This is a genomic window from Enterobacter kobei, from assembly GCF_001729765.1.
In the GTDB taxonomy this organism is placed as follows: Bacteria; Pseudomonadota; Gammaproteobacteria; order Enterobacterales; family Enterobacteriaceae; genus Enterobacter; species Enterobacter kobei.
The window spans coordinates 4,438,486-4,462,128 of record NZ_CP017181.1; the positions used below are offsets into that span (position 1 = coordinate 4,438,486).

Below are 23,643 nucleotides of genomic sequence, written 5' to 3' on the forward strand. Positions count from 1 at the left end.
AAAAATCATGGAAGCGCAGAAAAAGGAAAGGCAGCGTGGTTTCACGCTTATGGAATTGATGGTCGTCATCGTGATTATGGGGGTTCTGGCCAGCCTGGTGGTGCCTAACTTAATGGGCAATAAGGATCGGGCAGACCGGCAAAAAGCCGCCAGCGATATTATTGCTCTCGAAAATGCGCTGGATATGTACAAGCTGGATAATCATCGTTATCCCACAACAGAACAGGGCCTGGAGGCGCTTATTACCGCCCCAGCGCAAGCTCCCCGGGCTGAAAACTACAACCCGGACGGTTATATCCGCCGTCTGCCCGCCGATCCGTGGGGGAATGACTACATCCTGATTAGCCCGGGTGAGCATGGCGCGATCGATATCATGTCCACAGGTCCTGATGCTGAAACCGGCACCGAGGATGATATCCACAACTGGGATAACGATAAAAAGTCACGCTAAAAATGGCCCATCAGAAAGGATTCACACTGCTGGAGGTGATGCTGGTTATGGTCATCATCGCCCTGGCGGCAGCCGGCGTTGTCGCTATGCAAAGTGACAGGCTGAGCGCTACCGGAAAGCTACTGCGGCAGATCGATGTCCTCAGACAGACAGCAAAATACATGTCAGACGTGGCGCTACTGGAAAAACATACTGTCGGCCTTCAGCTCACTACTGACGGCTGGCTTTTCTATGCACCGAAAAAGGATCGCACCGGTGAATGGCAGTGGCAGGAAATAGCAAACAATGACAATTTGCCGTTACGCGGCGATTGGGACGCACCGGCCAGGCCTGACGTGACACCGTCGTCGGAGGAGGCCAAGCCGCAAATCGTCATCCTGCCCGATGGACAAGTCACTCCCTTTTCAGTGGTTTTCAACGCTAAAGATGGCGAAAAAATCGCCATTCTGCACTCACACGGCGCGCTGCCGCTTGAGGTCATTCGCTTTAAGGAACCGCAATGAAACAACAAAGCGGAATGCTGCTGCTTGAAGTCTTGCTGGCAATGGCTATTTTTGCGACCGCCATTATTGCACTCCTCAACAGTATGCAATGGCAGCTTTCAGCACTGGAAACGTTAAAACAGGAAACGCTAGCGCTTTGGGTTGCAGACAACGTACTCGTGACCTCGACTTACGGACAACTCGCCGCCAAAGAGGGAGCCTCTTCTCAATTAAATGAGACCTTCTCCTGGCAACTGGTTGAAGGGAAAAAAAGTTCGTCTCCTTTGCTTCAGAAAGAGGCCAGGGTGATAACGTCTGATGGCCGAACCCTCAGCCTGTATGCCTGGTCTTCAGATAGTAAGAAAACGGAGGCGAAGCATGAGTAAAGTCCCCAACGGCTTTACGCTTCTGGAAGTGATGCTGGCGATCGTCATTTTCTCAACGCTCAGCTTTCTGGCCTCTCAGGTGTTCTCCCAGGCAACCGAACAGTACCAGCGAGCCAAGAAGACTGGCGATGATTTTGAGGCCATCCAGCACACCGTGCTCATGCTTGAAAATGATTTAATGCAGTATGTCCCGCGGAAAAACCGGCAAACACCGCTCCCCTTCTTGTGTGAAAAAGAGAGCGTAATTTTCACAACACAAACCCGGGATCCCGCAATGCCTTTTGGGGCAACGTTCGTTTTAACGACCGTCCACTGGTATATCGAAAACGACACATTATTCCGTGCAGTACGCTACTCATCCGACAGTGAAAAGGACGTGGCACCACAGCCACTGCTGGATCATGTCTCCCATTTTTCTGCAACAATGACGCCAGCGGATGAAAAGAGCGTGTCAACGACAGCCACGATAACGCTGGAGCGTGACGGTAAAGCGGAAATAACCCGACACGTTGTCCTGCCCGGCTGGTTTCCGGAAAAAAAAGCCGCCAGCCAACCTGCAGGAGCGACGCAATGAACACGCAAAAAGGTTCTGCATTGCTGATCGTTTTAATGATTCTGGCGCTGATGGCTGCGCTGGCAGCAGAGATGACGATAAGTTTTCAGGTTCAGCTCCAGCGCACCCGGCGCATCAATGATAGCCTGCAGGGGAAATACGCTCTGCTCTACGCTGAAGCACAATCTATGGCACGTTTTCAGGAGAAGCCTCGAGACGTACTCACCCACTCGGAGAGTCCTGGCGACGACACCGACGTCAGCTGGCAGATAAACGATCTGCACCATTGCTACAACCTGAACGCACTGAAGAATACGCCGGAAGAACCACTGGCGACGCCACCGTATGAAATCAGCGTGTTTTATGCCCTACTGGAGAAGCTCGCCGTTGAAAAATACCGGGCAGAAGAGATCGCACAATCCATCGCAGACTACATCGATGATAACGACTCAACGCGCGTTAAAGGTGCAGAAGACGAATACTATCAACATAGTCAGCCAGGCTACCTGACCGCCGGTCAGGTGCTCTTTTTACCCACAGAAGTGCGCAAAATTAAAGGGATGACTGACGCGCTTTATCAAAAACTCGCCCCTTTTATCTGCACCCGATTCAGCAGTGACCTCGCCATTAATATCAATACCCTTACTGAGCAGCAAGCGCCGCTTCTGGCAGCCCTCTTCCTCAACAATATCAGCTTGTCAGATGCAAAAATGCTCCTGAAAAAACGTCCTGTAAATGGCTGGGAAAAGGTAGAGGATTTTCTTTACCAGGCCCAACAGGATTTCAGCGCAGCAAAACCGCTGGTGGATTCGCTTAAAAAACAGATTACAACCAGCAGCAGTTATTTTTTGACCACATCCACGGTTCATGAGGGTGACCTTACCTTTGGTATGCGCACATTTTTCATTTATGACGAAAAAACTAAAACACTCAAACTCTATTTACGCCAGCTTACGGATGGCAGTAGCGAACAATAAAGCAGTTAACGTCCCTGCGACGAAACTGCTTATCCGCCTTTCTGGATCGACGCCGAACGTCCTTGAATGGGTGGAATATGATGGATGTGGCTACAGCCAGGTTCAGAGTCTGACAACAGAACAGTTGCCGGAGATTGCCGCACGCCCGGCATCAGGATGCACTCATCTCGTTATTCCGGCCCAAAAGGCAACGAGCAGAATAATCGTCATCCCAGACGAAAATTACGAACTGACCGATCAAAAACTTCAGTGGCTTGCGGATGAAACACTGGACGAAGGCATGCCCTCGCTGCACTGGACGCTACTCTCTCGGGAGGGAACGCGAGTTTCCGTCATTGGCGTTGACGCCGACTGGCTTATGTCCCAGCTTCGTCTCTTTGCCGGGGCTGGTTTTAACGTCACGCATGCGACGATTGACGCCCTTCGCTTGCCAGCCTGTGAAAGCGGCTGGACGGTATTATCAGACAGCGGTGGATGGTTGCTCAGAACGCATGAGAACAGTGTTGCCCATCTGACAGAACCCTGGCTGGCACAGCTGCTAGCGCATTATCCCCCGCAAGAGGTCGTCAGCTACGGTCCACTGCCAGCTGGCCTTTCCGCGAAGGAAACGCGTCCCGCATGTCATAGTTTGACACTCTATACACAGGAACCACCCGCTAACCTTTTGCACGGGAAAATGCGCCCGCCAGCCCCGCGCTCTTTCTGGAACACCAATATCAAACGCATGGCGCTTTGCAGCATTTTCCTGTTAGCCGTGAGTGCGTGTCTGGCTCAGGCTGTCGTGTATTTGCAACTTCGGGAGTATGAAAAACAGCTGAGCCACACACTGACGCAGCAATGGCAACGTTATATTCCAGAAAACAGGCATACCCGTAATCTGCGTACCTATTTACCCAGGCAGCTACAGCAACGATCGCCTGCCCCCTATTTGCTCTTACAACAGCTTCAGGCTCATCTGTCCGCTTTCCCGGAACTGGCGCTGGAAGGGTTGAGTTATAACCCGGCACGTAATGATTTACGTCTTTTTATTTCTACCCGCGATGAGCAACAGATCCAGGCGTTTTTAAATCAAAAACTGGCTGGCTACTCACTCAAAGTCGATAAACATGAACAGGGATTATGGACGATTCGAAATGATTAAACGCGCTCAGGAATGGTTTCACCAAAAAGATCCGCGTGAACAGCGGCTGCTACTCGCACTGCTTGTCTGCGGTGTCAGCATTCTTTTCTGGTTTGGGCTCTACCAGCCCCTGAAGCAGGCTACGGACACCATGCAATCCCGCTATGCTAAGGTGCAACGCGATCTGCAGTGGTTGCAGAAACAGGTTTCGGCTGCAGCTCTTCTTCCGGAAAAGAGACCATCAGGCTCCCTGGAGAATCAGGTTAAAAGCAGTTTGCACATGCTGGGCACTGCCGCAAAACTCCAGCGCACCGATAGCGGAGAACTGACTGTATCGGCCGACGCTCTCAGGATGGACGCTTTTATGAACTGGCTGGCAGTGCTACAGGGAGACTACGGTCTGCGGATTGCGGAACTTGAATTCCACGCCAGTGAACAGGGTACGGACACTATAATCCTGACGCGCCTGACGCTCGGAGTGAAATAAAATGGATAGCTCACTGGTTACTCTGTTTCTCATCATTGGCCTGCTGTCAGGAACCGCAATGGGTATACTCACCTGGCGTTTGCCTGCCGAGATTTTACGACCGTCTTCGACAGGCGAGGCGGGTTCAACGTCAGAGTTTACGTTCTCTGGCTCCCGGTGCTGCCAGTGTCAAACCCCACTGTTCTGGTACGACACGGTTCCCCTGCTCGGCTGGATGCTTCTCAAAGGGAAATGTCGCCACTGCGGCCAGCCTGTTTCAACACGCTATCCCTTGCTGGAAGGGCTTTGTGCGATGATGGCCGTCATTTGCTATGCCCTCCATCCAGCATCAATGATAATGTCACTGGCGCTTTTTCTGTTCTTTTGGTTTGTACTCGCACTCAGCGTGATCGATCTGCAGCATTACCTTTTACCCGACAAGCTCACGCTACCGTTACTGTGGGTTGGCCTGTTGTTTAATGCCTTTTTTGGCCCTGTTTCCTCCCAGGACGCCATTGTGGGTGCCGCTGCCGGCTATTTAATTCTGTGGCTGCTCTACTGGCTGGTCCGCTTAATCTGTCACAAAGAAGGGATCGGTTACGGGGATTTCAAGATGCTTGCGGCAGTGGGCGCCTGGTGCGGCTGGCGAGAGGTACCCGTGATCCTTTACGTAGCGTCAATCGCTGGGATCTTTTACGGGCTTCTGCTGTGGGTAAAAAAAAGGGCATTTCGGTGACCCGATACCTTTCGGTCCGGCACTGGCACTGAGCGGCTGGGGCTGTTTCTGCTGGGCAACGCTGTGAGGAGGCAGGAAGGAGGGTTTCCTTCCTGTATCAACTACTCTTTTTCTTCGCGGATTTGCGCCTGCAGATAGTTTTGAATACCCAGCTTATCGATCAAATCCAACTCGGTTTCCAGCCAGTCTATATGGCCTTCTTCATCGGCAAGGATCTCAATCATCATGTCACGGCTGACATAATCAAAAACGCTGTCGGCATAGGCAATGGCTTCACGGAGATCTTTGGCACCTTCAAGTTCCAGCCTGAGGTCGGAACGTAGCATCTCCTCGACATCTTCACCGATGCCCAGCTTGCCGAGATCCTGCAGGTTTGGAATACCTTCAAGGAATAAAATGCGCTCGATATATTTATCGGCGTGTTTCATCTCATCTATAGATTCATGGTACTCAACGTCGTTCAGACGTTTAAGTCCCCAGTTTTTGAACATTCTCGCGTGAAGAAAGTACTGGTTGATTGCGACAAGCTCATTTCCCAATAATTTATTGAGATAACTTATGATTTTAACATCACCTTTCATTATATAGTCCCTCCGCTTCCACTCATTGAAGCGTAGATCGGGCTACGGGGATGTCAAAAAAAAGATGGGCGCTTACGCGATCTCTTTGTATTCCGGGATCTGCATCAACTCGTCCTGCATGATTTCACGTGCAGCACGTACACATTTACCGCATTGATTTCCAACCGGAACAAATTTGCGAAGCTGCTGAAATGACTGTGGCTGAAACTGGCGAACGGCCTGACGTATTTTTTTGTCGCTTACACCATTACATAAACAAACGTACATAGAGACTCCCGTTCAAATTATGCGCAAAGTGTAAGTGAGAATGGTTATGATTACAATAGCACAAACGCCAGAATACGGGGCGGGTGCAGGCAAAAAATGCGAAAGTTTGTGACAACACCTGAGCAGCACAAAACAAAAAAGGACGCCGAAGCGTCCTTTTTTAATTCGGGGATAATTAATTAGCCCAGAACTTTAGCAACAACGCCCGCGCCAACGGTACGGCCGCCTTCACGGATTGCGAAACGCAGACCGTCGTCCATCGCGATTGGGTGGATCAGAGTCACAACCATCTTGATGTTGTCGCCTGGCATTACCATCTCAACGCCTTCTGGCAGTTCGATGGTACCGGTCACGTCAGTTGTACGGAAGTAGAACTGTGGACGGTAGCCTTTGAAGAACGGAGTATGACGGCCGCCTTCGTCTTTGGACAGGATGTACACTTCAGATTCGAACTTGGTGTGTGGCTTGATTGAGCCTGGCTTCGCCAGAACCTGACCACGTTCGATTTCTTCACGTTTGATACCACGCAGCAGAACACCAACGTTCTCACCAGCACGGCCTTCGTCCAGCAGTTTGCGGAACATTTCAACGCCAGTACAGGTAGACTTCGCAGTCTCTTTGATACCAACGATTTCAACTTCTTCACCAACTTTGATGATACCGCGCTCTACACGACCGGTAACAACGGTACCACGACCGGAGATGGAGAATACGTCTTCGATTGGCAGCAGGAATGGCTTGTCAATCGCACGCTCTGGTTCTGGGATGTAAGAATCCAGGAAGCCAGCCAGTTCGATGATTTTCTCTTCCCACTCTGCTTCGCCTTCCAGCGCTTTCAGCGCGGAACCACGAACGATTGGGGTGTCGTCGCCTGGGAAATCGTACTGAGACAGCAGTTCACGAACTTCCATCTCTACCAGTTCCAGCAGTTCTTCGTCATCAACCATGTCGCACTTGTTCAGGAACACGATGATGTAAGGAACGCCTACCTGACGACCCAGCAGGATGTGCTCACGAGTCTGAGGCATTGGGCCGTCAGTCGCAGCAACAACCAGGATCGCGCCGTCCATCTGCGCAGCACCGGTGATCATGTTTTTAACATAGTCGGCGTGGCCTGGGCAGTCTACGTGTGCGTAGTGGCGAGTCGGGGTGTCATATTCAACGTGAGAAGTGTTGATGGTGATACCACGAGCTTTTTCTTCTGGTGCGTTATCGATCTGGTCGAATGCACGAGCAGCACCGCCGTAGGTTTTAGCCAGAACGGTAGTGATTGCAGCAGTCAGGGTAGTTTTACCATGGTCAACGTGGCCGATAGTACCAACGTTAACGTGCGGTTTTGTACGTTCAAATTTTTCTTTAGACACGGCTATATTCCTTACTATAGTGCTCTCCCCTTCGGAGAGAGCACGGGACTTAGGTTTTAATCCTGTGGATTACTTACCACGGGCTTCAATAACGGCCTGAGCAACGTTGTTAGGCGCATCATCATACTTCAGGAATTCCATGGTGTATGATGCACGACCTTTGGTCAGAGAACGCAGCTGAGTTGCATATCCGAACATTTCAGACAGCGGAACTTCAGCGTGGATCTTAACGCCAGTTACTTCAGATTCCTGACCACGCAGCATACCGCGACGACGGCTCAAGTCACCGATAACGTCACCGGTGTTCTCTTCAGGAGTTTCTACTTCAACCTTCATGATTGGCTCAAGCAGAACTGGTTTTGCTTTCTTAAAGCCTTCTTTAAAGGCAATAGACGCAGCCAGTTTAAACGCCAGTTCAGAGGAGTCAACGTCGTGGTAAGAACCGAAGTGCAGACGGATACCCATGTCAACAACTGGGTAGCCAGCCAGAGGGCCCGCTTTCAGCTGTTCCTGGATGCCTTTATCAACGGCTGGGATGTATTCGCCAGGAATTACACCACCTTTGATGTCGTTGATGAACTCGTAACCTTTCGGGTTAGAGCCCGGCTCCAGTGGGTACATGTCGATCACAACGTGACCGTACTGACCGCGACCACCAGACTGCTTAGCGTGTTTACCTTCAACATCGGTAACTTTCGCGCGAATCGCTTCGCGGTAAGCAACCTGAGGTTTACCCACGTTCGCTTCAACGTTGAATTCACGCTTCATACGGTCAACGATGATGTCCAGGTGCAGTTCACCCATACCAGCGATGATGGTCTGGTTAGATTCTTCATCAGTCCATACGCGGAATGATGGGTCTTCTTTCGCCAGACGGCCCAGAGCCAGACCCATTTTTTCCTGGTCAGCTTTGGTTTTTGGTTCAACCGCGATGGAGATTACCGGCTCTGGGAATTCCATACGCTCCAGAATGATCGGGTGATCCGGGTCACACAGGGTGTCACCAGTGGTCACGTCTTTCAGACCGATAGCTGCAGCGATGTCGCCCGCACGAACTTCTTTGATCTCTTCACGTTTGTTAGCGTGCATCTGTACGATACGGCCAAAACGCTCACGCGCCGCTTTCACGGAGTTCAGGATGGTGTCACCGGAGTTAACCACACCAGAGTAAACGCGGAAGAAGGTCAGGTTACCCACGAATGGGTCGGTAGCAATTTTGAACGCCAGTGCAGAGAACGGCTCGTCGTCGCTTGCGTGACGCTCAGCCGGAGTATCTTTACCGTCGTCCAGGATGCCGTTGATCGCAGGAACGTCAACCGGGGATGGCAGGTAGTCAACTACCGCATCCAGCATCGCCTGAACACCTTTGTTCTTGAACGCAGAACCACAGGTTACCAGGATGATTTCGTTGTTCAGAACACGCTGACGCAGAGCTTTTTTGATCTCTTCTTCAGTCAGTTCTTCACCACCCAGGTATTTCTCCATCAGCTCTTCAGAAGCTTCAGCAGCGGATTCGATCAGGTTCTGGTGCCATTCGTCAGCCAGGTCCTGCATCTCAGCCGGGATGTCTTCGTATTCGAAGGTCACGCCCTGGTCTGCGTCGTTCCAGTTGATGGCTTTCATTTTCACCAGGTCGATAACGCCGGTGAAGCCTTCTTCAGCACCAATTGCCAGCTGCAGCGGAACAGGGTTCGCGCCCAGACGGGTTTTGATCTGACCAACAACTTTCAGGAAGTTAGCACCCATACGGTCCATTTTGTTAACGAACGCGATGCGTGGAACTTTATATTTGTTCGCCTGACGCCATACGGTTTCAGACTGTGGCTGAACACCACCAACTGCGCAATAAACCATTACCGCGCCGTCGAGCACACGCATGGAACGTTCTACTTCGATGGTGAAGTCAACGTGCCCTGGGGTGTCGATGATGTTTACGCGATGCGGTTCGTACTGCTTAGCCATACCTGACCAGAATGCAGTAGTCGCTGCGGAGGTGATAGTGATACCACGCTCCTGCTCCTGTTCCATCCAGTCCATGGTGGCTGCGCCGTCATGAACTTCACCGATTTTATGGTTTACACCGGTGTAGAACAGAATACGTTCGGTAGTAGTGGTCTTACCGGCGTCGATGTGCGCACTGATACCGATGTTACGGTAGCGTGCGATGGGTGTTGTACGAGCCATTTGATTCCTCGTTTGTTTCTTTAGGCGTTCAGTTAAGTTACCCAGAGCGGGCGGCTTCTCTGAAGCGCCCGCCTGGTGACTAATACTCCGAAGGGATTACCAACGGTAGTGTGCGAACGCCTTGTTGGCTTCTGCCATACGGTGAACGTCTTCACGTTTCTTAACTGCAGTACCTTTGTTTTCTGCAGCATCAGAAAGTTCGTTCGCCAGACGCAGAGCCATGGATTTATCACCGCGTTTACGAGCAGCTTCAACGATCCAACGCATTGCCAGAGCATTACGACGAACCGGACGAACTTCAACTGGAACCTGATAAGTAGAACCACCAACGCGGCGGGACTTAACTTCTACAGTTGGGCGAACGTTGTCGAGAGCGACTTCGAAAGCTTCCAGTTCATTTTTACCAGAACGCTGAGCCAGGGTCTCAAGCGCGCTGTATACGATGGCTTCTGCAGTAGATTTTTTACCATCTACCATCAGGATATTTACAAATTTTGCCAGCAGTTCTGATCCGAACTTCGGATCTGGAAGGATTTTACGCTGACCAATGACGCGACGACGTGGCATGGGAATACTCCGTTGTTAATTCAGGATTGTCCAAAACTCTACGAGTTTAGTTTGACATTAAGATAAATCAGTTTGGCCTTACTTAACGGAGAACCATTAAGCCTTAGGACGCTTCACGCCGTACTTGGAGCGAGCCTGCTTACGGTCTTTAACACCTGAGCAGTCCAGCGCACCACGAACGGTGTGGTAACGAACACCCGGAAGGTCTTTAACACGACCGCCACGGATCAGGATCACGGAGTGCTCCTGCAGGTTGTGACCTTCACCACCGATGTAGGAAGTCACTTCGAAACCGTTAGTCAAACGCACACGGCATACTTTACGCAGTGCGGAGTTTGGTTTTTTAGGAGTGGTGGTATATACACGAGTACATACACCACGTTTCTGCGGGCAGGCTTCCAGTGCAGGCACGTTGCTTTTTGCAACTTTGCGTGCACGTGGTTTGCGTACCAGCTGGTTAACTGTTGCCATTAAATAGCTCCTGGTTTTAGCTTTTGCTTCGTAAACACGTAATAAAACGACCTCATACAATATGAGGACGCGAAATTTTAGGGCTACGTCGAAAAGGTGTCAAGAAATATACAGCGATCTCGGATCACCAGTTCATTTGACTGGCGTGCGTCACAGTAAGATTGACGAAATCAGTATAGCCAACCACGTCAATTTTGGCTGAAATTTGACCAGAAAGACCTCGCGCGTCCAGATCGTCCTTCAGCGCAGAGACTGTTATGGGGGCATTCGTGAGAATTTCAACGAAACGACTGCCTTCCAGAGCGGCAAGCACGCCGTCCTGAATGAGCAGCAAATCATCACCTTCGCGCAGCATGCTCAACAGTGTGTCGATATCACATTGCCACGGTGAGTGGCTCAGAATATGGAGCATGGCGGCCTCAGAACGTCAAAACGGTGTCGTAGTGGGAAAGGTGTTCACGCAGATCAGAGGAAGGTAAGAGCGTCACATCCAGCACAAAAGACGACTTATCACTCAAACCGCGCGCCGTTAAGGAGTCGGCACAGACATAGCAGGTTTCGATATCGTACAGCGGCAGCAATTTGAAGGTTGCGATGTAATCGCGCGCCAGGATGGCCTGCGGCTGTTGGCCCGCGAGCAGTTGAAACACCCCGTCCCCCAGAAAAAAGACGCCGATATCTTCTGTTAATGCCGATGTCGCAAGTAACGCATCCAGCCCTTCGCGGCCAGAGGCGCTACCGTGCGGTGCAGAAGTAAAAACAAATGCCACGCGCTTCATCAGAATTGCACCACTCTGTCGCAGGTTAGCGCCGCCTGAGCCAGCTCGCCCAGACCACTCAACGAAAAGCCAGGCTGAAGGTTAGCGCCCGATAACCCCAGGCGATCGGCTTCGGTTGCATCCGTCACGCCGCGACGCAGTGCCGCCGCCACGCAGATGTTCAGCTCAACACCCTGCTTTTCATTTAACGCCTGCCACGCGCGGACCAGATCAAACTCATCGCTCGCCGGTGACGTAAACTGGTTCGCGTTATACACCCCTTCCCGATAGAAAAAGACGCTCGCCAGTTCATGTCCGGCCGCCAGTAGCGCATGCGCAAACTGCAGCGCGCTGCTGGCCTGCTGAGTGCCGTACGCCGGGCCTGTCACCATTAACGCAAAACGCATTACTTATCTTGCCCTACGAAGTCGCCGCTTTTGAACTGGCGGATGTAGAGGTAGACCGTATGCTTGGAGATATTCAGACGATCGGCCACCTGGTTAATGGCGTCTTTGATATCAAAAATCCCTTTCTCGTAGAGATTGAGTACGATCTGACGATTCTTGGCATTGTTCGAGACGTTGCGATCGGCATTCACCTCTTCAATGGTAAACTCAAGCGTTTGAGTCACCAGATCTTCTACGGAGGAGGCAAAGTTAACGGAGGAGCCAACGTCTGGCGTTTCAGGCGGAATAAAGGTGCTCATGATCTGCGAGAAAGGCACATCAAGGTTCATGTTGATGCACAGCAGTCCAATCACACGATGTTCGCGGTTTCGAATCGCGATAGTTTCTGATTTCATCAGCACGCCGCTTTTGGCGCGGGTGAAATAACATTTGGAGACGCTGCTGTCCGCGCCGGTCATGTCATGCAACATACGCAATGCAAGGTCGGTGATTGGCGAACCAATTTTACGGCCGGTATGCTCACCATTAGCAATGCGGATGGCGGAACACTTCAGATCTTGCAGGGAGTGCAATACGATTTCGCAGTGGGAACCAATGAGCATCGCTAACCCGTCCACCACCGCCTCATAGGATTTAAGAATATCGAAGTCGGTCTGGTCAAAAGGACGTTGATCCAGCAAATCAAGTTCACTGGTTTCGTTGGTTAAAAGCGACCTGGACATGAAAAAAACACTCCTTTTCAGGAGCCTGTCGTTAGGTTTTCAGGGCAGGCTCATTATCTACACGGACAACTAAATTAATACAGCGTACCAGACGCTTTCCAGTGTTAATTATATCTGCCCTGCAATAAAAAAACCGCCGCCTTAAAGGCGGCGGTTTTTATTACATTACTTCTTAGCGTCTGTCGCAGCTTTCTGATCTGCCTGCGCTTCCGGTTTCGCATCCGCTTTCGGTGCTGGTTTAATGTCCAGCAACTCTACGTCGAAGACCAGCGTGGAGTTAGCCGGGATACCCGGAACGCCCGTTTTGCCGTAGGCCAGATCCGGTGGAATAACCAGCTTGATCTTGCCGCCTTTCTTGATGTTTTTCAGGCCTTCAGTCCAGCCAGGAATCACACCGTCCAGACGGAAGGAGAGCGGCTCACCGCGGGTGTAAGAGTTATCGAACTCTTTACCGTCGATCAGCGTACCTTTGTAGTTTACGACAACAGTATCGCTGTCTTTCGGCGCATCGCCGGTACCTTCTTTCTCAACTTTGTACACCAGGCCTGTAGAGGAAGTCTTCACACCCTTCTCTTTAGCAAAGGTATCGCGGTAGGCTTTGCCTTTCGCTTCGTTGTCTTTCGCGTCCGCTTCCATCTTGGTCTGAGCGGCACCCTTCACGCGTGCTTCGAACGCCTGCAGCGTCTGCTCAATTTCCTGGTCAGACAGCTTGCTCTTATCCGCAAATGCGTCCTGTACGCCTGCGATCAGCTGGGCTTTATCCAGTTTGATGCCCAGTTTCTCTTGTTCTTTCAGAGAGTTTTCCATGTAACGACCCAGAGATGCGCCCAGTGCGTAGGCGGATTTCTGGTCGTCATTTTTGAACGCCGCTTTGCTGTCTGCAGTGGCAGCAGGCTTCGCAGCAGTATCAGCAGCGAATGACAGCGGCGCGTTCAGCGCAACAGCCATCGTCGTCGCCAGCAGCGTTACTTTAAACAGTGATTTCATCCATATCTCCAGGGCCTGGGGACTCTCACCCCAGCGTTAAACGTAAATGAGTGACGTACTATAAAACGTTGCAGAAGAAATCTACAGACAGACACTCCCAATTCTCACCACTTTTCAGACTATTTTTGTTTAAATAAGTTTCTTGCCAGCGGGATAGAGACTGCACTTAAGGATAAACTCAGTTAAACTGCGCCGCCGCTGGACCATCAGGTAAATCAGACATAAACGAGGTGAATGATGAAGGATACAACGATAGAAGCGAGAATGGCTGAGCTGGAAAGCCGCCTGGCTTTTCAGGACATCACCATCGAAGAGCTAAACCAGACTGTCACAGCACATGAACTCGAAATGGCGAAGCTGCGGGATCACATGCGTCTGCTGACGGAAAAGCTAAAGGCAACGCAGCCGTCAAACATTGCCTCTCAGTCTGAAGAGACACCACCACCTCATTATTGAGGCGTAAAAAAAGCGGGGTTCACCCGCTTTTTTATTTTCCGCTTAGCGGAATTAGTGGCAACCGCAGCCGCCGTTACCGCAACCACCTTTGCCATGGTCATGACCATGGTCGTGATCGTGGCCGTGACCACCGCAGCAGCCGTCGTGGCCGTGATCGTGGTCATGGTCGTGCGCACCGTGAACGTGGCCATGAGCCAGCTCTTCTTCGGTCGCTTCACGGATCGCAACAACTTCTACGTTGAACTTCAGGTTCTGGCCAGCCAGCATGTGGTTGCCGTCAACCACAACGTGGTCGTCTTCAACTTCAGTGATTTCTACAGGCACTGGCCCCTGGTCAGTTTCAGCCAGGAAGCGCATGCCAACCTGCAGTTCGTCAACGCCCATGAATACGTCTTTAGGAACGCGCTGAACCAGGTTGTCGTCATACTGACCGTAAGCGTCGTTCGCGCCGACAGCAACGTCGAATTTGTCGCCAACTTCATGACCTTCCAGCGCAGTTTCCAGGCCGGAAATCAGGGAACCGTGGCCATGCAGGTAGTCCAGCGGCGCACTCACCGGAGACTCATCAACCAACACACCGTCTTCTGTACGTACCTGATAGGCCAGGCTGACCACCAGGTCTTTTGCTACTTTCATGATATCTCCTGAGCGTGGGAAAATTGCTGGCGCAGATTGTAGCGGAAATCTGCACCCGTGTACCCTTTAGCTTAAAAAAACTCAGGGCATATCGCTAGTCCGGATGAAAAATGCCGATCACTTGCTCTTCTTTGCGAACATGATCGCGGGCCTCTTTATCGGCCTCACGCATCTGGTGACCACACTTAACACACTCAACGATATCAATATTATTTTCTCGCCACATCGCCAGAGTATCTTGCGCCTGGCAGGACGGGCATTTTGCACCTGCGATAAAGCGTTTACGGACAGCCATCTTTCGTTACCCTTTATTCAAATTCATCCCAGCCATCAAGCTGGCGTCGTTCCTGTTGCATCTCTCGCTGGAAGATCTCCTCCAGCTCGCGACGCGCTTCCCGCACGCGGGAGATCTGCGCCGTGTCGGTATGTACCGGCATCAGTTCGCGCAGCATTCGCATATCCAGCCGACGGAAGTGCATCTGGGCACGTTGCGCCTGATGAGGATGCATACCCAGCGAGATCAACGCCTTACGGCCTAACTCCAGCGCACTGGAGAACGTCTCACGGGAGAAGTGTTTCACACCCGCCTGCAACAATTCGTGAGCTTCAACACGTCCCCGGGCACGCGCCAGTATATGCAGGTGCGGGAAGTGCTGTTGACACAGCTCCACCAGTTTCATCGTGTCTTCCGGATCGTTACAGGTGATCACGATGGACTCGGCGGCCTCAGCGCCCGCCGAGCGCAGCAGCTCAAGCTGGGTCGCGTCGCCGTAATACACCTTGTAGCCATATTTACGCATCAGGTTAACCGCACTGATATCGCGTTCCAGCACCGTAATGCGCATCTTATTCGCCATCAACAGGCGACCAATCACCTGCCCGAAGCGGCCAAAGCCCACCACTATCACCTGGGGTTTATCGTCTTCTACCCATGGCGCTTCATCTTCATCGTCCGTCGGGTTTAAGCGGCGCGACAGCAGTTTATCCACCAGCTTCATCAGCAGCGGCGTGGTCATCATCGACAGCGTCACCGTCACCAGCAGCAGCGCCATCTGATCGTCCTTAAACAGCTTCTGAGAGGACGCGGCGGAAAACAGCACAAACGCGAACTCTCCCCCCTGGCTTAACACGCTGGCAAACTGCATGCGTTCCGAACTGCGCAACCCGTAAATACGCGCCATGACGTACAGCACCAGCATTTTCACCGCCACCAGGATGGCGACGCTGACCACAACCCAGAGCAGATGGGTATAAAGCACACCGAGATTGAGCGCCATCCCCACCGAAATAAAGAACAACCCTAACAGGAGCCCTTTGAAGGGATCGATGGCAATTTCCAGTTCGTGACGATACTCGCTCTCCGCCAGCAGCACCCCGGCGATAAAAGTACCCAGCGCCATTGATAGCCCCAGCGCGTCCATAAACAGCGCCGAGCCAAGCACCAGCAACAGCGTCGCAGCTGTAAACACTTCACGCACGCCCGATGCGGCAATAAAGCGGAACACCGGACGCAACAAGAAGCGTCCGCCAATCAGCATGCCCGCAAAGGCCAGCACCTTCATGGAAATCTTTGCCCAGTCGAAGCTATCGTCGCCAGAACCCGCCAGCAGCGGCACCAGCGCCAGCGCCGGGATCACCGCTAAATCCTGAAACAGCAGCACCGAAAAGCCCAGTTGCCCGGCTTCATTGCGGTTCATCCCTTTGTCGCGCATCAGCTGCAACGCCATCGCCGTCGAAGACATGGCAAGACCAATCCCGCCTATCACCGCGGCCTGCCAGGAAAAGTGGGTCAGCATTAGCAGGCCAGCCAGAATCGCGGCGCTGAACAACACTTGCGCGGCACCCACGCCAAAGATAGAGCGTCGGAGCTGCCACAATTTAGAGGGATTCAGTTCCAGACCGATGATGAACATCAGGAACACCACGCCTAGCTCGGAGAAATGGAGAATTTCATCCACATCGCTGATGAATCCCAGTCCCCAGGGACCAATGGCGATCCCCGCGAGCAAATATCCCAGTACCGCACCGATGCCGAGACGGGCGGCAAGCGGAACCGCGACGACGGCCGCAAATAAAAACAGTACCCCGGCGAGGAGCAAATTCGATCCTTCCATTAACGACCTCCTGCCGGAATCGGCGATGCCAGCCACTCGCCATAAGCTCTGGCGTGGCTGGCCAGTTCTTTCGGATCCTGACGCCGCGCCCAGTAGACAATGATCGGGCTCATCCAGTGCATACGGCACATCGCCGCCGTCAGCTCGAATGGCCGCAGGATATCGCTCATCGGATAACGGTTCAGCCCGTCGTGACGGTAAGCACTTTCGGGTTCACCGGTGGTGATCACGCTACGCCAGTACTTTCCCGCCAGCTGGTTTCCCCCCACCCCACTGGAGAAGCCGCGGCTCAGCACGCGGTCCAGCCACTCTTTCAGCAGTGCCGGACAGCTATAGGTATAAAGCGGGTGCTGGAACACAATCACGTCATGCTGACGCAGCAGTTCCTGCTCGTAAGGAATATCAATAAAGAAATCAGGATAGTGCGCGTAGAGATCGTGCACCGTAACGTTACTGAGCTGTGTGGCCGGCTTAAGCAGCACCCGGTTCGCCACCGAGTCCTGAGATTCCGGATGGGCATACAGCAGCAGCACTTTCGCTGTCTGAGACATCATTCCCCTCCCGGTCGTGTTTCTGTTTTTGTGTATCGTTGTTGTTTTGGGCTACCATGGCGGCCCGGTGCGGAAAATGGCCCACACCTTACATTATCATAATGACAAATTAACATAGTCGGAACATACGGCGCTTCTATGATTGTTTTCTCCTCGTTACAAATTCGTCGCGGCGTGCGCGTTCTGCTCGATAACGCCACTGCTACCATCAACCCGGGCCAAAAAGTGGGTCTGGTCGGCAAAAACGGCTGTGGCAAATCCACGCTGCTGGCGCTGCTGAAAAACGAGATTAGCGCGGATGGCGGAAGCTTTACTTATCCGGGAAACTGGCAGCTCGCCTGGGTGAACCAGGAGACGCCAGCCCTGAGCGAACCGGCCCTCGACTATGTTATCGACGGCGACCGTGAATACCGCAAACTCGAAGCGGAACTCCACGCCGCCAACGAGCGCAACGACGGTCACGCCATCGCCACCGTTCATGGCAAGCTGGACGCCATCGACGCGTGGACCATTCGCTCCCGCGCCTCCAGCCTGCTGCACGGCCTGGGCTTCAGCAATGAACAGCTGGAACGCCCGGTCAGCGACTTCTCCGGCGGCTGGCGTATGCGCCTCAACCTGGCGCAGGCGCTGATCTGCCGTTCTGATCTTTTGCTACTTGATGAACCGACTAACCACCTCGATCTCGATGCGGTTATTTGGCTGGAGAAGTGGCTTAAGAACTATCAGGGCACTCTGATTCTGATCTCCCACGACCGCGACTTCCTCGATCCGGTGGTGGATAAAATCATTCATATCGAACAGCAAACGATGTTCGAATATACCGGCAACTACAGCTCTTTCGAGCGCCAGCGCGCGACGCGCCTGGCCCAGCAGCAGGCGATGTACGAAAGCCAGCAGCAGCGCGTGGCGCACCTGCAAAGCTTTGTGGATCGCTTTAAGGCCAAAGCCTCTAAAGCCAAGCAGGCCCAGAGCCGCATCAAGATGCTGGAACGCATGGAGATGATTGCCCCGGCGCACGTCGATAACCCGTTCCACTTCAATTTCCGCGAGCCGGAAAGCCTGCCGAATCCACTGCTGAAAATGGAAAAAGTGAGCGCGGGCTATGGCGATCGCATTATTCTCGACTCCATCAAGCTCAACCTGGTGCCGGGTTCACGTATCGGTCTGCTGGGGCGTAACGGCGCCGGTAAATCAACGCTAATCAAACTCCTGGCGGGCGAACTTAACCCGGTCAGCGGCGAAATCGGCCTGGCGAAAGGCATTAAGCTTGGCTATTTCGCTCAGCATCAGCTGGAATTTTTACGCGCGGATGAATCGCCTATCCAGCACCTTGCGCGTCTGGCACCGCAGGAAATGGAGCAGAAGCTGCGCGATTACCTCGGCGGCTTCGGCTTCCAGGGCGATAAAGTCACCGAAAACACAGAGCGTTTCTCCGGCGGTGAAAAAGCCCGCCTGGTACTGGCGCTGATCGTCTGGCAGCGCCCGAACCTGCTGCTGCTCGATGAACCGACCAACCACCTGGATCTCGACATGCGTCAGGCGCTGACCGAAGCGCTGATTGAGTTCGAAGGCGCGCTGGTGGTGGTCTCGCACGATCGTCACCTGATCCGCTCCACCACAGACGATCTCTACCTGGTGCATGATGGCAAAGTTGAACCGTTCGACGGCGATCTGGAAGACTACCAGCAGTGGCTGACGGACGTGCAGAAGCAGGAAAACCAGCCGGACGAGTCGGCGAAAGACAACGCCAACAGCGCGCAGGCGCGTAAAGACCAGAAGCGTCGCGAAGCGGAGCTGCGCACTCAGACTCAGCCGCTGCGTAAAGAGATTGCCCGTCTGGAAAAAGAGATGGAGAAGCTCAACGCCACGCTTGCCACCGTTGAAGAGAAGCTAGGCGACAGCGGCCTGTACGATCAAAGCCGTAAAGCGGAGCTGACGGATTGCCTGCAAACGCAGGCAAAGACCAAATCGAGCCTCGAAGCGTGCGAAATGGCGTGGCTGGACGCGCAGGAACAGCTGGAAGCGATGCTGCAGGCCGACTAACACACCGGGAGGGTTATGCGTTTCGATACCACGAGCGAGATTACATTCCGCAAACTCAGCATCTTCATGACCTTCATGGAGAAAGGGAATATCGCCCGTACCGCCGAAACGCTCGGGCTGAGCGGTGTCAGTGTGCACCGCGCGCTGCACACGCTGGAAGAGAACGTGCGCTGCCCGCTTTTTACCCACAAGGGGCGCAATCTGATTGCGCTGCCTTCCGCCTGGACGCTGCTGGAATATTGCCAGGAAGTCATGCAGGTGATGGAGCGCGGGCTGGAAGAGTCGCGCAAAATCGCCGGTATCGGCCAGGGTCGGTTGCGCGTCGGTACGCTCTACTCGCTCACCCTGGAAACCGTACCGCGCCTGATTATGGGCATGAAATTACGCCGTCCGGATCTGGAGATGGATCTGACGATGGGCTCTAACGACACGTTGCTACACATGCTGGACGAAGGGTCGCTGGACGCCATATTGATCTCCATCTCCGAAAGCGATATCGACCGTAACGGCCTCGAAGTACTGCCCCTGTTTCACGACGACATTTTCCTTGCCGCGCCCGCGTCCGCCACGCTGAACGCCCATGGGCCAGCGGATCTTCGTGATTACAAACACCAGAAATTTGTCGCGCTGGCAGAAGGGTTCGCCACCTACGCCGGGTTCCAGGAAGCGTTCCACATCGCCGGATTCGAGCCGGAAATCGTCACGCGCGTGAATGACATTTTCTCTATGTTGAGCCTGGTGCAGGCGGGCGTCGGTTTTACGCTGATGCCGGGGAGGATGAAGAAAGTGTATGAGAACTCGGTGCAGCTATTGAAGCTGGCGGAACCGTACCAGATGCAGCAGCTGATTGCGATTGTCTTTGCCCGCAACCGCGAGCAGGATCCGAGCCTACGCGCACTGGCCGCCGAAGGGCGGATGTATGCGCGAAGCCTCACGGCAGGTACCTCGGCCCTGTAGGCCTGGTGCATTCCCCCTGTTCCAGGGTTCACTAAAACTGAACGCCACATTTGACTTATCATCCTTTACCTCTGAATATCCACAAAAACAACATGGCTTAAAGCAGGAACAGGATGTTCACACTCTACATGAAATGGGATGCTGGCTGTGATTTAGCACCGGCTGATATTCAGTTCATCCTCACGCCACGCGATGCACTGGAAATGGCGAGCGTATTTTACGAACTGGATTATCTAAAATATGCCCCTCAAAACCGTTTTCAACATTTCACCATCCCCAAACGTCGTGACGGCGTATACCACCGCTTCGCGGCGCAACCATACAACCGCAAGCACCACACGGAATACGACGGTCTTTATGATGAAGTAAAATGGAATCTTGAGCAGGGCTGGATGGTTGGCGTAAACACCGCAGAGAAGTGGGACCGTTTCCGCAACCCCTTCTTCTTCGATGACGACGGTAATCTGGTTTATGACTGTTTCATGGACAGCTATAGCGACAGTTTCCAGCGGGAAGTACGGAATATTTACGAACATTGCCTGAACGCACACCCGGGACGAAAACCTGCTCCGACCATTAAACAGTATAATTCCGATGCTCCCGTACAGCACGCACAAGCCACCAAAACCATCAACAGCAAAGCAGCCGGACGATTACTGGCGGCAGGTGGAATCTACAACGGCAACATTGAAGGCTTTAGGCAAACAGCGGAGCAACTTGGTGGTGATGCGCCAGCCGGATACACTGAAGTCATGGACAATAAGGGGCTAATCATTGCTGGCGCTTCTGTCGCTGCGGGATTTGGTCTTAGTCGATTAGGTACGGCAAGTGAGCTTTCTGAACTGGAGAATCTCCATGTTCTTGGAAAGGTCGAGGGCGAATATTCGATGATCAAGCCTGGACCATTGAGTAATAGATTTGCTGAAACGTTCTCAGGAGGTGTATATAAAGAAATAACGCTTTCTGAAGATACAGTTTTCTATCGAGGCGGCCAGAACGGTACTGATTTAGGACGTTTTTTTAGTTACGAGAAACCTCAAGGTATTATCCAAACTCGAATCGATAAAGCAGTTCTGCCTGAATGGCCTGATGGAAGCAAATCAATAATTGATAGTTACTTTGAAGTAGAAATACCTGCTGGCTCAAAGGTCTATATTGGAAATGTCGGTTACCAAACGGGTTTCTATGCGGGTGGTTCAGAACAGGTTTTAATTCCAGCTCCATGGGATATACCAGGAGTGAAAACACTAGGTTTTGGTAATCTAAAATGAAAGCTAATATTCAGAAATTTTTGGTAAAAATAACCCATCTGCTTTCAGATAGTGGTGAAACGAAATGGGCTGCAACATTTGAGAATTTCAGCAAGGACCTGGAGGTAGATTACGACACAACGTTAATCAAGATTAAACGTACATTCGGTGGCGCTGGGTCATTTAATGACGTAGTTTTACATCAAAACGGTCAAATGTTAACTAGTGAAAACAGAGAGTTGAACATACTGCAGGATCAACTTTATGACGCATTAACAGCAGAAATTGTGCGGACAAGAGGTCATTAAGCGCTTAATGATTGCCCCTGACATCCGTACCCGGCATAACGAAAATGTGCTCAGGAAGCGCTGCTATCATCCTATCTCAACGCTGCTGTGTTCCAGCGTAGTAGAGTTACTCTCCCATTCCAACTGCCGCATTTTTCACTGAAGAGAATGAAGAACTGGAACATTTGCGTCATAGGCTTTACCAGCAACTTGAGCAGGCAATCGATTTAATAAAAAAAGGTGTTTACCCTAACACTCGTCATCAGCGTCGCTGACGCATGCTCAGGGAGATTTCTACACTGAGCTATAAGTGCCAAACTTACCTTACGTTTTTCGAAAGCGCCGCCGGGCAAAACTCACCGCTGAAGCCGACCCGCCAAATGTACCGCTACATCAACCCCGCTGCGTTCCAGCGAAATGGATTCCCCTTCCCACGCCGCCTGTCGCGTTAAGCAGGTCAGCACGCCGCCGGGAGGCATCTCGATTGCCAGCCGCGCATCGCGTTCATTCGCGGATATCACCGCCTCCTGCCAGCGCACGGTACGCGCCATATTCATCGCCAGATCGTCGGCGATCTTCTCCGGCTGCCAGAGCACGCGTCCGGTACTGCCGCTCAGATACGCGCAGCGTGGGCGTGAAAGCGTGACCGATTCAAACGCTGCCGCCAGCTTCTGCGCCGGGTCCGCCAGCAGTGCGCAGTGCGACGGCACGCTGACCGCCAGCCGTTTGGCCTTGCTCGCCCCTTTCGCCAGCGCCCGCTCGGCTACCTGCGCCATCCCTTCATCGGAGCCGGCAATTACAATCTGCGTTTCGGCGTTCAGGTTCGCGATGTACGTGCCCGTGCCTTCGATAAGCTGTTCCACCTGCGACAGGGTCAACCCCATAATCGCCGTCAGGCCATAGCCGTGCGGATACGCCTGCTCCATCAGATCGCCGCGCAATGCAACCAGCTTAAGGGCGTCGGTAAATTCCAGTGCGCCAGCCATCACTGCTGCCGGGTACGCGCCAATCGACAAACCGCTCACAATGTCCGGCGTCACGCCGCGACGTTCAAGCTCGCGTGCCCAGGCCACGCCTGAAATCAACAGACAAAGTTGAACCGCGCGGGTGTGGCGTAACGAGGCTGCACTGTCCAGCGTATCGACTTCGCTTCCCAGTACCTTACGCGCCTGAGCCAGCGCCGTTCCCGGCAGGTTATGCAGCATACCTTCATGCTGCGTGCCCTGCCCCGGAAAGGTAAACAGTATTTTCATTACTCCTCCCTGCGCCACGGGTCCGTTACCAGACGCGGCCCGCGGCGGGTTTTCAGCAGCGTTTTGCCGTCGCGCAGCCACTCCGCCAGCGCGAATCCCCCTTCGGGTGTATCGACCTGCGTATCCGCCCGGCACAATGCGCGACTCAGCTGCGACTGCCATGCGGTAAACGCATCAGGGGAAATCGGCTGCGGGGCGCGGATCAACAGGTCGAGATCGCTGTCGGCATGGATAACCGGAATACCGGTCGCCAGCGCATAGCCAGTGCTGCCGGTAATGCCCCACGACCATGGCCACAGCTGCTGAGAAAGTTGTAGCGCCACCTGTACCGGTGGCTGCGTCACAAAGGGCGAGCGCAGCAGATCCGCCGTTACGCTCAGTGATTCGGGTAACACCACACGCGTTACGTGTTCTGGTTTCACCCATCCGGCCGCCCGCTGGTCGCGGCGCAGGCCGCGCACGCCAACGGGAATACGGCCAGCGTTATCAACATCACGCCGCACTACGACCGGCAAACCGGTATGCCAGGCCGCCTCCACCCAGTCGTCGGTGATGCCTTCCAGCGCGTCTCGCGCGGTAAGCCAGATGAGGTCGTGGGGGCGTAATGTTGTGGTCAT

Annotated in this window: 30 protein-coding genes; 13 read left to right on the plus strand and 17 right to left on the minus strand. The window is 53.1% G+C overall.

Annotated features, from left to right (window positions below; genetic code table 11):
* Nucleotides 1–7: 7 nt before the first annotated feature.
* From gspG to BFV64_RS24760, 8 genes are read left to right on the plus strand one after another with little or no spacing between them, the layout of a single operon-like run.
* Entirely contained in the window at nt 8–451 is a 444-nt protein-coding gene (gspG, locus tag BFV64_RS21580) for a type II secretion system major pseudopilin GspG (RefSeq protein ID WP_014885475.1), read from the plus strand.
* 2 nt (nt 452–453) lie between these two features.
* The gene (gene gspH / locus BFV64_RS21585; RefSeq protein ID WP_045135133.1) at nt 454–954 is read left to right on the plus strand and encodes a type II secretion system minor pseudopilin GspH; all 501 of its coding nucleotides are present in this window, start codon (nt 454–456) and stop codon (nt 952–954) included.
* Nucleotides 951–1,319 carry a type II secretion system minor pseudopilin GspI gene (gspI, locus tag BFV64_RS21590; RefSeq protein WP_023331447.1) on the plus strand — a complete coding sequence of 123 codons (369 nt, stop codon included), beginning with the start codon at nt 951–953 and terminating at the stop codon, nt 1,317–1,319. Before gspH ends, gspI begins: the two co-directional genes overlap by 4 nt.
* Nucleotides 1,312–1,893: a PulJ/GspJ family protein gene (locus tag BFV64_RS21595; protein WP_052192639.1), complete on the plus strand. Its 582-nt coding sequence runs from the start codon at nt 1,312–1,314 to the stop codon at nt 1,891–1,893. Before gspI ends, BFV64_RS21595 begins: the two co-directional genes overlap by 8 nt.
* Nucleotides 1,890–2,849, plus strand: a complete 960-nt coding sequence (gene gspK / locus BFV64_RS21600) for a type II secretion system minor pseudopilin GspK (RefSeq protein WP_045135134.1) — start codon at nt 1,890–1,892, stop codon at nt 2,847–2,849. The genes BFV64_RS21595 and gspK overlap by 4 nt, the downstream gene beginning before the upstream one ends.
* Nucleotides 2,782–3,990: a type II secretion system protein GspL gene (gene gspL, locus BFV64_RS21605; protein ID WP_158008546.1), complete on the plus strand. Its 1,209-nt coding sequence runs from the start codon at nt 2,782–2,784 to the stop codon at nt 3,988–3,990. The genes gspK and gspL overlap by 68 nt, the downstream gene beginning before the upstream one ends.
* Nucleotides 3,983–4,456, plus strand: a complete 474-nt coding sequence (gspM, locus tag BFV64_RS21610) for a type II secretion system protein M (protein WP_032635368.1) — start codon at nt 3,983–3,985, stop codon at nt 4,454–4,456. Before gspL ends, gspM begins: the two co-directional genes overlap by 8 nt.
* Nucleotide 4,457: 1 nt before the next feature.
* Complete coding sequence (locus BFV64_RS24760; RefSeq protein WP_081330979.1) at nt 4,458–5,171, plus strand: prepilin peptidase; 714 nt, start codon at nt 4,458–4,460, stop codon at nt 5,169–5,171.
* A 101-nt stretch (nt 5,172–5,272) separates the two neighbouring features.
* Here the strand turns inward: BFV64_RS24760 and bfr are convergent, their stop codons facing one another.
* The 11 genes from bfr to fkpA all read right to left on the minus strand — a co-directional run bounded on the left by bfr (nt 5,273) and on the right by fkpA (nt 13,479).
* Complete coding sequence (gene bfr / locus BFV64_RS21620) at nt 5,273–5,752, minus strand: bacterioferritin (protein WP_014885483.1); 480 nt, start codon at nt 5,750–5,752, stop codon at nt 5,273–5,275.
* Between the two features lie 72 nt (nt 5,753–5,824).
* On the minus strand, nt 5,825–6,019 hold the full coding sequence (gene bfd, locus BFV64_RS21625; protein ID WP_008503493.1) for a bacterioferritin-associated ferredoxin: 195 nt from the start codon (nt 6,017–6,019) through the stop codon (nt 5,825–5,827).
* A gap of 179 nt (nt 6,020–6,198) precedes the next feature.
* On the minus strand, nt 6,199–7,383 hold the full coding sequence (gene tuf, locus BFV64_RS21630; RefSeq protein ID WP_014171903.1) for an elongation factor Tu: 1,185 nt from the start codon (nt 7,381–7,383) through the stop codon (nt 6,199–6,201).
* Nucleotides 7,384–7,452: 69 nt separating this feature from the next.
* Entirely contained in the window at nt 7,453–9,567 is a 2,115-nt protein-coding gene (gene fusA, locus BFV64_RS21635) for an elongation factor G (RefSeq protein WP_014885485.1), read from the minus strand.
* 96 nt (nt 9,568–9,663) lie between these two features.
* Nucleotides 9,664–10,134, minus strand: a complete 471-nt coding sequence (rpsG, locus tag BFV64_RS21640; protein ID WP_003861706.1) for a 30S ribosomal protein S7 — start codon at nt 10,132–10,134, stop codon at nt 9,664–9,666.
* A gap of 96 nt (nt 10,135–10,230) precedes the next feature.
* A complete protein-coding gene (gene rpsL, locus BFV64_RS21645) occupies nt 10,231–10,605 on the minus strand; it encodes a 30S ribosomal protein S12 (RefSeq protein ID WP_000246815.1) in 375 nt (124 codons plus the stop codon).
* 124 nt (nt 10,606–10,729) lie between these two features.
* Nucleotides 10,730–11,017 carry a sulfurtransferase complex subunit TusB gene (tusB, locus tag BFV64_RS21650; protein ID WP_014885486.1) on the minus strand — a complete coding sequence of 96 codons (288 nt, stop codon included), beginning with the start codon at nt 11,015–11,017 and terminating at the stop codon, nt 10,730–10,732.
* Between the two features lie 7 nt (nt 11,018–11,024).
* On the minus strand, nt 11,025–11,384 hold the full coding sequence (tusC, locus tag BFV64_RS21655; RefSeq protein WP_045134893.1) for a sulfurtransferase complex subunit TusC: 360 nt from the start codon (nt 11,382–11,384) through the stop codon (nt 11,025–11,027).
* Entirely contained in the window at nt 11,384–11,770 is a 387-nt protein-coding gene (gene tusD / locus BFV64_RS21660) for a sulfurtransferase complex subunit TusD (protein WP_014885488.1), read from the minus strand. The genes tusC and tusD overlap by 1 nt, the downstream gene beginning before the upstream one ends.
* The gene (locus BFV64_RS21665; RefSeq protein ID WP_014885489.1) at nt 11,770–12,492 is read right to left on the minus strand and encodes a helix-turn-helix transcriptional regulator; all 723 of its coding nucleotides are present in this window, start codon (nt 12,490–12,492) and stop codon (nt 11,770–11,772) included. Before BFV64_RS21665 ends, tusD begins: the two co-directional genes overlap by 1 nt.
* Before the next feature lie 165 nt (nt 12,493–12,657).
* A complete protein-coding gene (gene fkpA / locus BFV64_RS21670; protein ID WP_023331457.1) occupies nt 12,658–13,479 on the minus strand; it encodes an FKBP-type peptidyl-prolyl cis-trans isomerase in 822 nt (273 codons plus the stop codon).
* A gap of 237 nt (nt 13,480–13,716) precedes the next feature.
* Between fkpA and BFV64_RS21675 the strand changes: the two genes are divergently transcribed.
* On the plus strand, nt 13,717–13,935 hold the full coding sequence (locus BFV64_RS21675) for a protein SlyX (RefSeq protein WP_008503009.1): 219 nt from the start codon (nt 13,717–13,719) through the stop codon (nt 13,933–13,935).
* 51 nt (nt 13,936–13,986) lie between these two features.
* Here the strand turns inward: BFV64_RS21675 and slyD are convergent, their stop codons facing one another.
* From slyD to kefG, 4 genes are all read right to left on the minus strand, one after another.
* Entirely contained in the window at nt 13,987–14,571 is a 585-nt protein-coding gene (gene slyD / locus BFV64_RS21680) for a peptidylprolyl isomerase (protein WP_045134895.1), read from the minus strand.
* A gap of 94 nt (nt 14,572–14,665) precedes the next feature.
* On the minus strand, nt 14,666–14,866 hold the full coding sequence (locus tag BFV64_RS21685; protein WP_003861689.1) for a YheV family putative zinc ribbon protein: 201 nt from the start codon (nt 14,864–14,866) through the stop codon (nt 14,666–14,668).
* Between the two features lie 13 nt (nt 14,867–14,879).
* Entirely contained in the window at nt 14,880–16,685 is a 1,806-nt protein-coding gene (gene kefB, locus BFV64_RS21690) for a glutathione-regulated potassium-efflux system protein KefB (RefSeq protein ID WP_014885492.1), read from the minus strand.
* Nucleotides 16,685–17,236 carry a glutathione-regulated potassium-efflux system ancillary protein KefG gene (gene kefG, locus BFV64_RS21695; RefSeq protein ID WP_014885493.1) on the minus strand — a complete coding sequence of 184 codons (552 nt, stop codon included), beginning with the start codon at nt 17,234–17,236 and terminating at the stop codon, nt 16,685–16,687. Before kefG ends, kefB begins: the two co-directional genes overlap by 1 nt.
* Nucleotides 17,237–17,374: 138 nt before the next feature.
* Between kefG and BFV64_RS21700 the strand changes: the two genes are divergently transcribed.
* The 4 genes from BFV64_RS21700 (at nt 17,375) to BFV64_RS21715 (ending at nt 21,794) form a co-directional block, all read left to right on the plus strand.
* Nucleotides 17,375–19,279: an ABC transporter ATP-binding protein gene (locus BFV64_RS21700; RefSeq protein WP_045134897.1), complete on the plus strand. Its 1,905-nt coding sequence runs from the start codon at nt 17,375–17,377 to the stop codon at nt 19,277–19,279.
* 15 nt (nt 19,280–19,294) lie between these two features.
* Nucleotides 19,295–20,236 carry a LysR family transcriptional regulator gene (locus BFV64_RS21705; protein WP_069602420.1) on the plus strand — a complete coding sequence of 314 codons (942 nt, stop codon included), beginning with the start codon at nt 19,295–19,297 and terminating at the stop codon, nt 20,234–20,236.
* Nucleotides 20,237–20,349: 113 nt separating this feature from the next.
* Nucleotides 20,350–21,507, plus strand: coding sequence for a DUF8093 domain-containing protein (locus tag BFV64_RS21710; protein WP_045134899.1), 1,158 nt, complete (start codon nt 20,350–20,352; stop codon nt 21,505–21,507).
* The gene (locus tag BFV64_RS21715; protein WP_014885498.1) at nt 21,504–21,794 is read left to right on the plus strand and encodes a DUF6966 domain-containing protein; all 291 of its coding nucleotides are present in this window, start codon (nt 21,504–21,506) and stop codon (nt 21,792–21,794) included. The genes BFV64_RS21710 and BFV64_RS21715 overlap by 4 nt, the downstream gene beginning before the upstream one ends.
* Nucleotides 21,795–22,129: 335 nt before the next feature.
* Here the strand turns inward: BFV64_RS21715 and mdcH are convergent, their stop codons facing one another.
* Together mdcH and BFV64_RS21725 are read right to left on the minus strand one after the other, a co-directional pair.
* On the minus strand, nt 22,130–23,026 hold the full coding sequence (mdcH, locus tag BFV64_RS21720; RefSeq protein WP_045134900.1) for a malonate decarboxylase subunit epsilon: 897 nt from the start codon (nt 23,024–23,026) through the stop codon (nt 22,130–22,132).
* Nucleotides 23,026–23,643 (minus strand): malonate decarboxylase holo-ACP synthase, encoded by a 618-nt coding sequence (locus BFV64_RS21725; protein WP_045134901.1) that lies wholly within the window; start codon nt 23,641–23,643, stop codon nt 23,026–23,028. The genes mdcH and BFV64_RS21725 overlap by 1 nt, the downstream gene beginning before the upstream one ends.

Excerpts from the sequence above, each read along its gene's own strand:
- gspG (WP_014885475.1), top strand. The coding sequence starts at position 8 with ATGGAAGCGCAGAAAAAGGAAAGGCAGCGTGGTTTCACGCTTATGGAA.
- gspH (WP_045135133.1), top strand. The coding sequence starts at position 454 with ATGGCCCATCAGAAAGGATTCACACTGCTGGAGGTGATGCTGGTTATG.
- gspI (WP_023331447.1), top strand. The coding sequence starts at position 951 with ATGAAACAACAAAGCGGAATGCTGCTGCTTGAAGTCTTGCTGGCAATG.
- BFV64_RS21595 (WP_052192639.1), top strand. The coding sequence starts at position 1,312 with ATGAGTAAAGTCCCCAACGGCTTTACGCTTCTGGAAGTGATGCTGGCG.
- gspK (WP_045135134.1), top strand. The coding sequence starts at position 1,890 with ATGAACACGCAAAAAGGTTCTGCATTGCTGATCGTTTTAATGATTCTG.
- gspL (WP_158008546.1), top strand. The coding sequence starts at position 2,782 with ATGACGAAAAAACTAAAACACTCAAACTCTATTTACGCCAGCTTACGG.
- gspM (WP_032635368.1), top strand. The coding sequence starts at position 3,983 with ATGATTAAACGCGCTCAGGAATGGTTTCACCAAAAAGATCCGCGTGAA.
- BFV64_RS24760 (WP_081330979.1), top strand. The coding sequence starts at position 4,458 with ATGGATAGCTCACTGGTTACTCTGTTTCTCATCATTGGCCTGCTGTCA.
- bfr (WP_014885483.1), bottom strand. The coding sequence starts at position 5,752 with ATGAAAGGTGATGTTAAAATCATAAGTTATCTCAATAAATTATTGGGA.
- bfd (WP_008503493.1), bottom strand. The coding sequence starts at position 6,019 with ATGTACGTTTGTTTATGTAATGGTGTAAGCGACAAAAAAATACGTCAG.
- fusA (WP_014885485.1), bottom strand. The coding sequence starts at position 9,567 with ATGGCTCGTACAACACCCATCGCACGCTACCGTAACATCGGTATCAGT.
- rpsG (WP_003861706.1), bottom strand. The coding sequence starts at position 10,134 with ATGCCACGTCGTCGCGTCATTGGTCAGCGTAAAATCCTTCCAGATCCG.
- rpsL (WP_000246815.1), bottom strand. The coding sequence starts at position 10,605 with ATGGCAACAGTTAACCAGCTGGTACGCAAACCACGTGCACGCAAAGTT.
- tusB (WP_014885486.1), bottom strand. The coding sequence starts at position 11,017 with ATGCTCCATATTCTGAGCCACTCACCGTGGCAATGTGATATCGACACA.
- tusC (WP_045134893.1), bottom strand. The coding sequence starts at position 11,384 with ATGAAGCGCGTGGCATTTGTTTTTACTTCTGCACCGCACGGTAGCGCC.
- tusD (WP_014885488.1), bottom strand. The coding sequence starts at position 11,770 with ATGCGTTTTGCGTTAATGGTGACAGGCCCGGCGTACGGCACTCAGCAG.
- BFV64_RS21665 (WP_014885489.1), bottom strand. The coding sequence starts at position 12,492 with ATGTCCAGGTCGCTTTTAACCAACGAAACCAGTGAACTTGATTTGCTG.
- fkpA (WP_023331457.1), bottom strand. The coding sequence starts at position 13,479 with ATGAAATCACTGTTTAAAGTAACGCTGCTGGCGACGACGATGGCTGTT.
- BFV64_RS21675 (WP_008503009.1), top strand. The coding sequence starts at position 13,717 with ATGAAGGATACAACGATAGAAGCGAGAATGGCTGAGCTGGAAAGCCGC.
- slyD (WP_045134895.1), bottom strand. The coding sequence starts at position 14,571 with ATGAAAGTAGCAAAAGACCTGGTGGTCAGCCTGGCCTATCAGGTACGT.
- BFV64_RS21685 (WP_003861689.1), bottom strand. The coding sequence starts at position 14,866 with ATGGCTGTCCGTAAACGCTTTATCGCAGGTGCAAAATGCCCGTCCTGC.
- kefB (WP_014885492.1), bottom strand. The coding sequence starts at position 16,685 with ATGGAAGGATCGAATTTGCTCCTCGCCGGGGTACTGTTTTTATTTGCG.
- kefG (WP_014885493.1), bottom strand. The coding sequence starts at position 17,236 with ATGTCTCAGACAGCGAAAGTGCTGCTGCTGTATGCCCATCCGGAATCT.
- BFV64_RS21700 (WP_045134897.1), top strand. The coding sequence starts at position 17,375 with ATGATTGTTTTCTCCTCGTTACAAATTCGTCGCGGCGTGCGCGTTCTG.
- BFV64_RS21705 (WP_069602420.1), top strand. The coding sequence starts at position 19,295 with ATGCGTTTCGATACCACGAGCGAGATTACATTCCGCAAACTCAGCATC.
- BFV64_RS21710 (WP_045134899.1), top strand. The coding sequence starts at position 20,350 with ATGTTCACACTCTACATGAAATGGGATGCTGGCTGTGATTTAGCACCG.
- BFV64_RS21715 (WP_014885498.1), top strand. The coding sequence starts at position 21,504 with ATGAAAGCTAATATTCAGAAATTTTTGGTAAAAATAACCCATCTGCTT.
- mdcH (WP_045134900.1), bottom strand. The coding sequence starts at position 23,026 with ATGAAAATACTGTTTACCTTTCCGGGGCAGGGCACGCAGCATGAAGGT.
- BFV64_RS21725 (WP_045134901.1), bottom strand. The coding sequence starts at position 23,643 with ATGACCACAACATTACGCCCCCACGACCTCATCTGGCTTACCGCGCGA.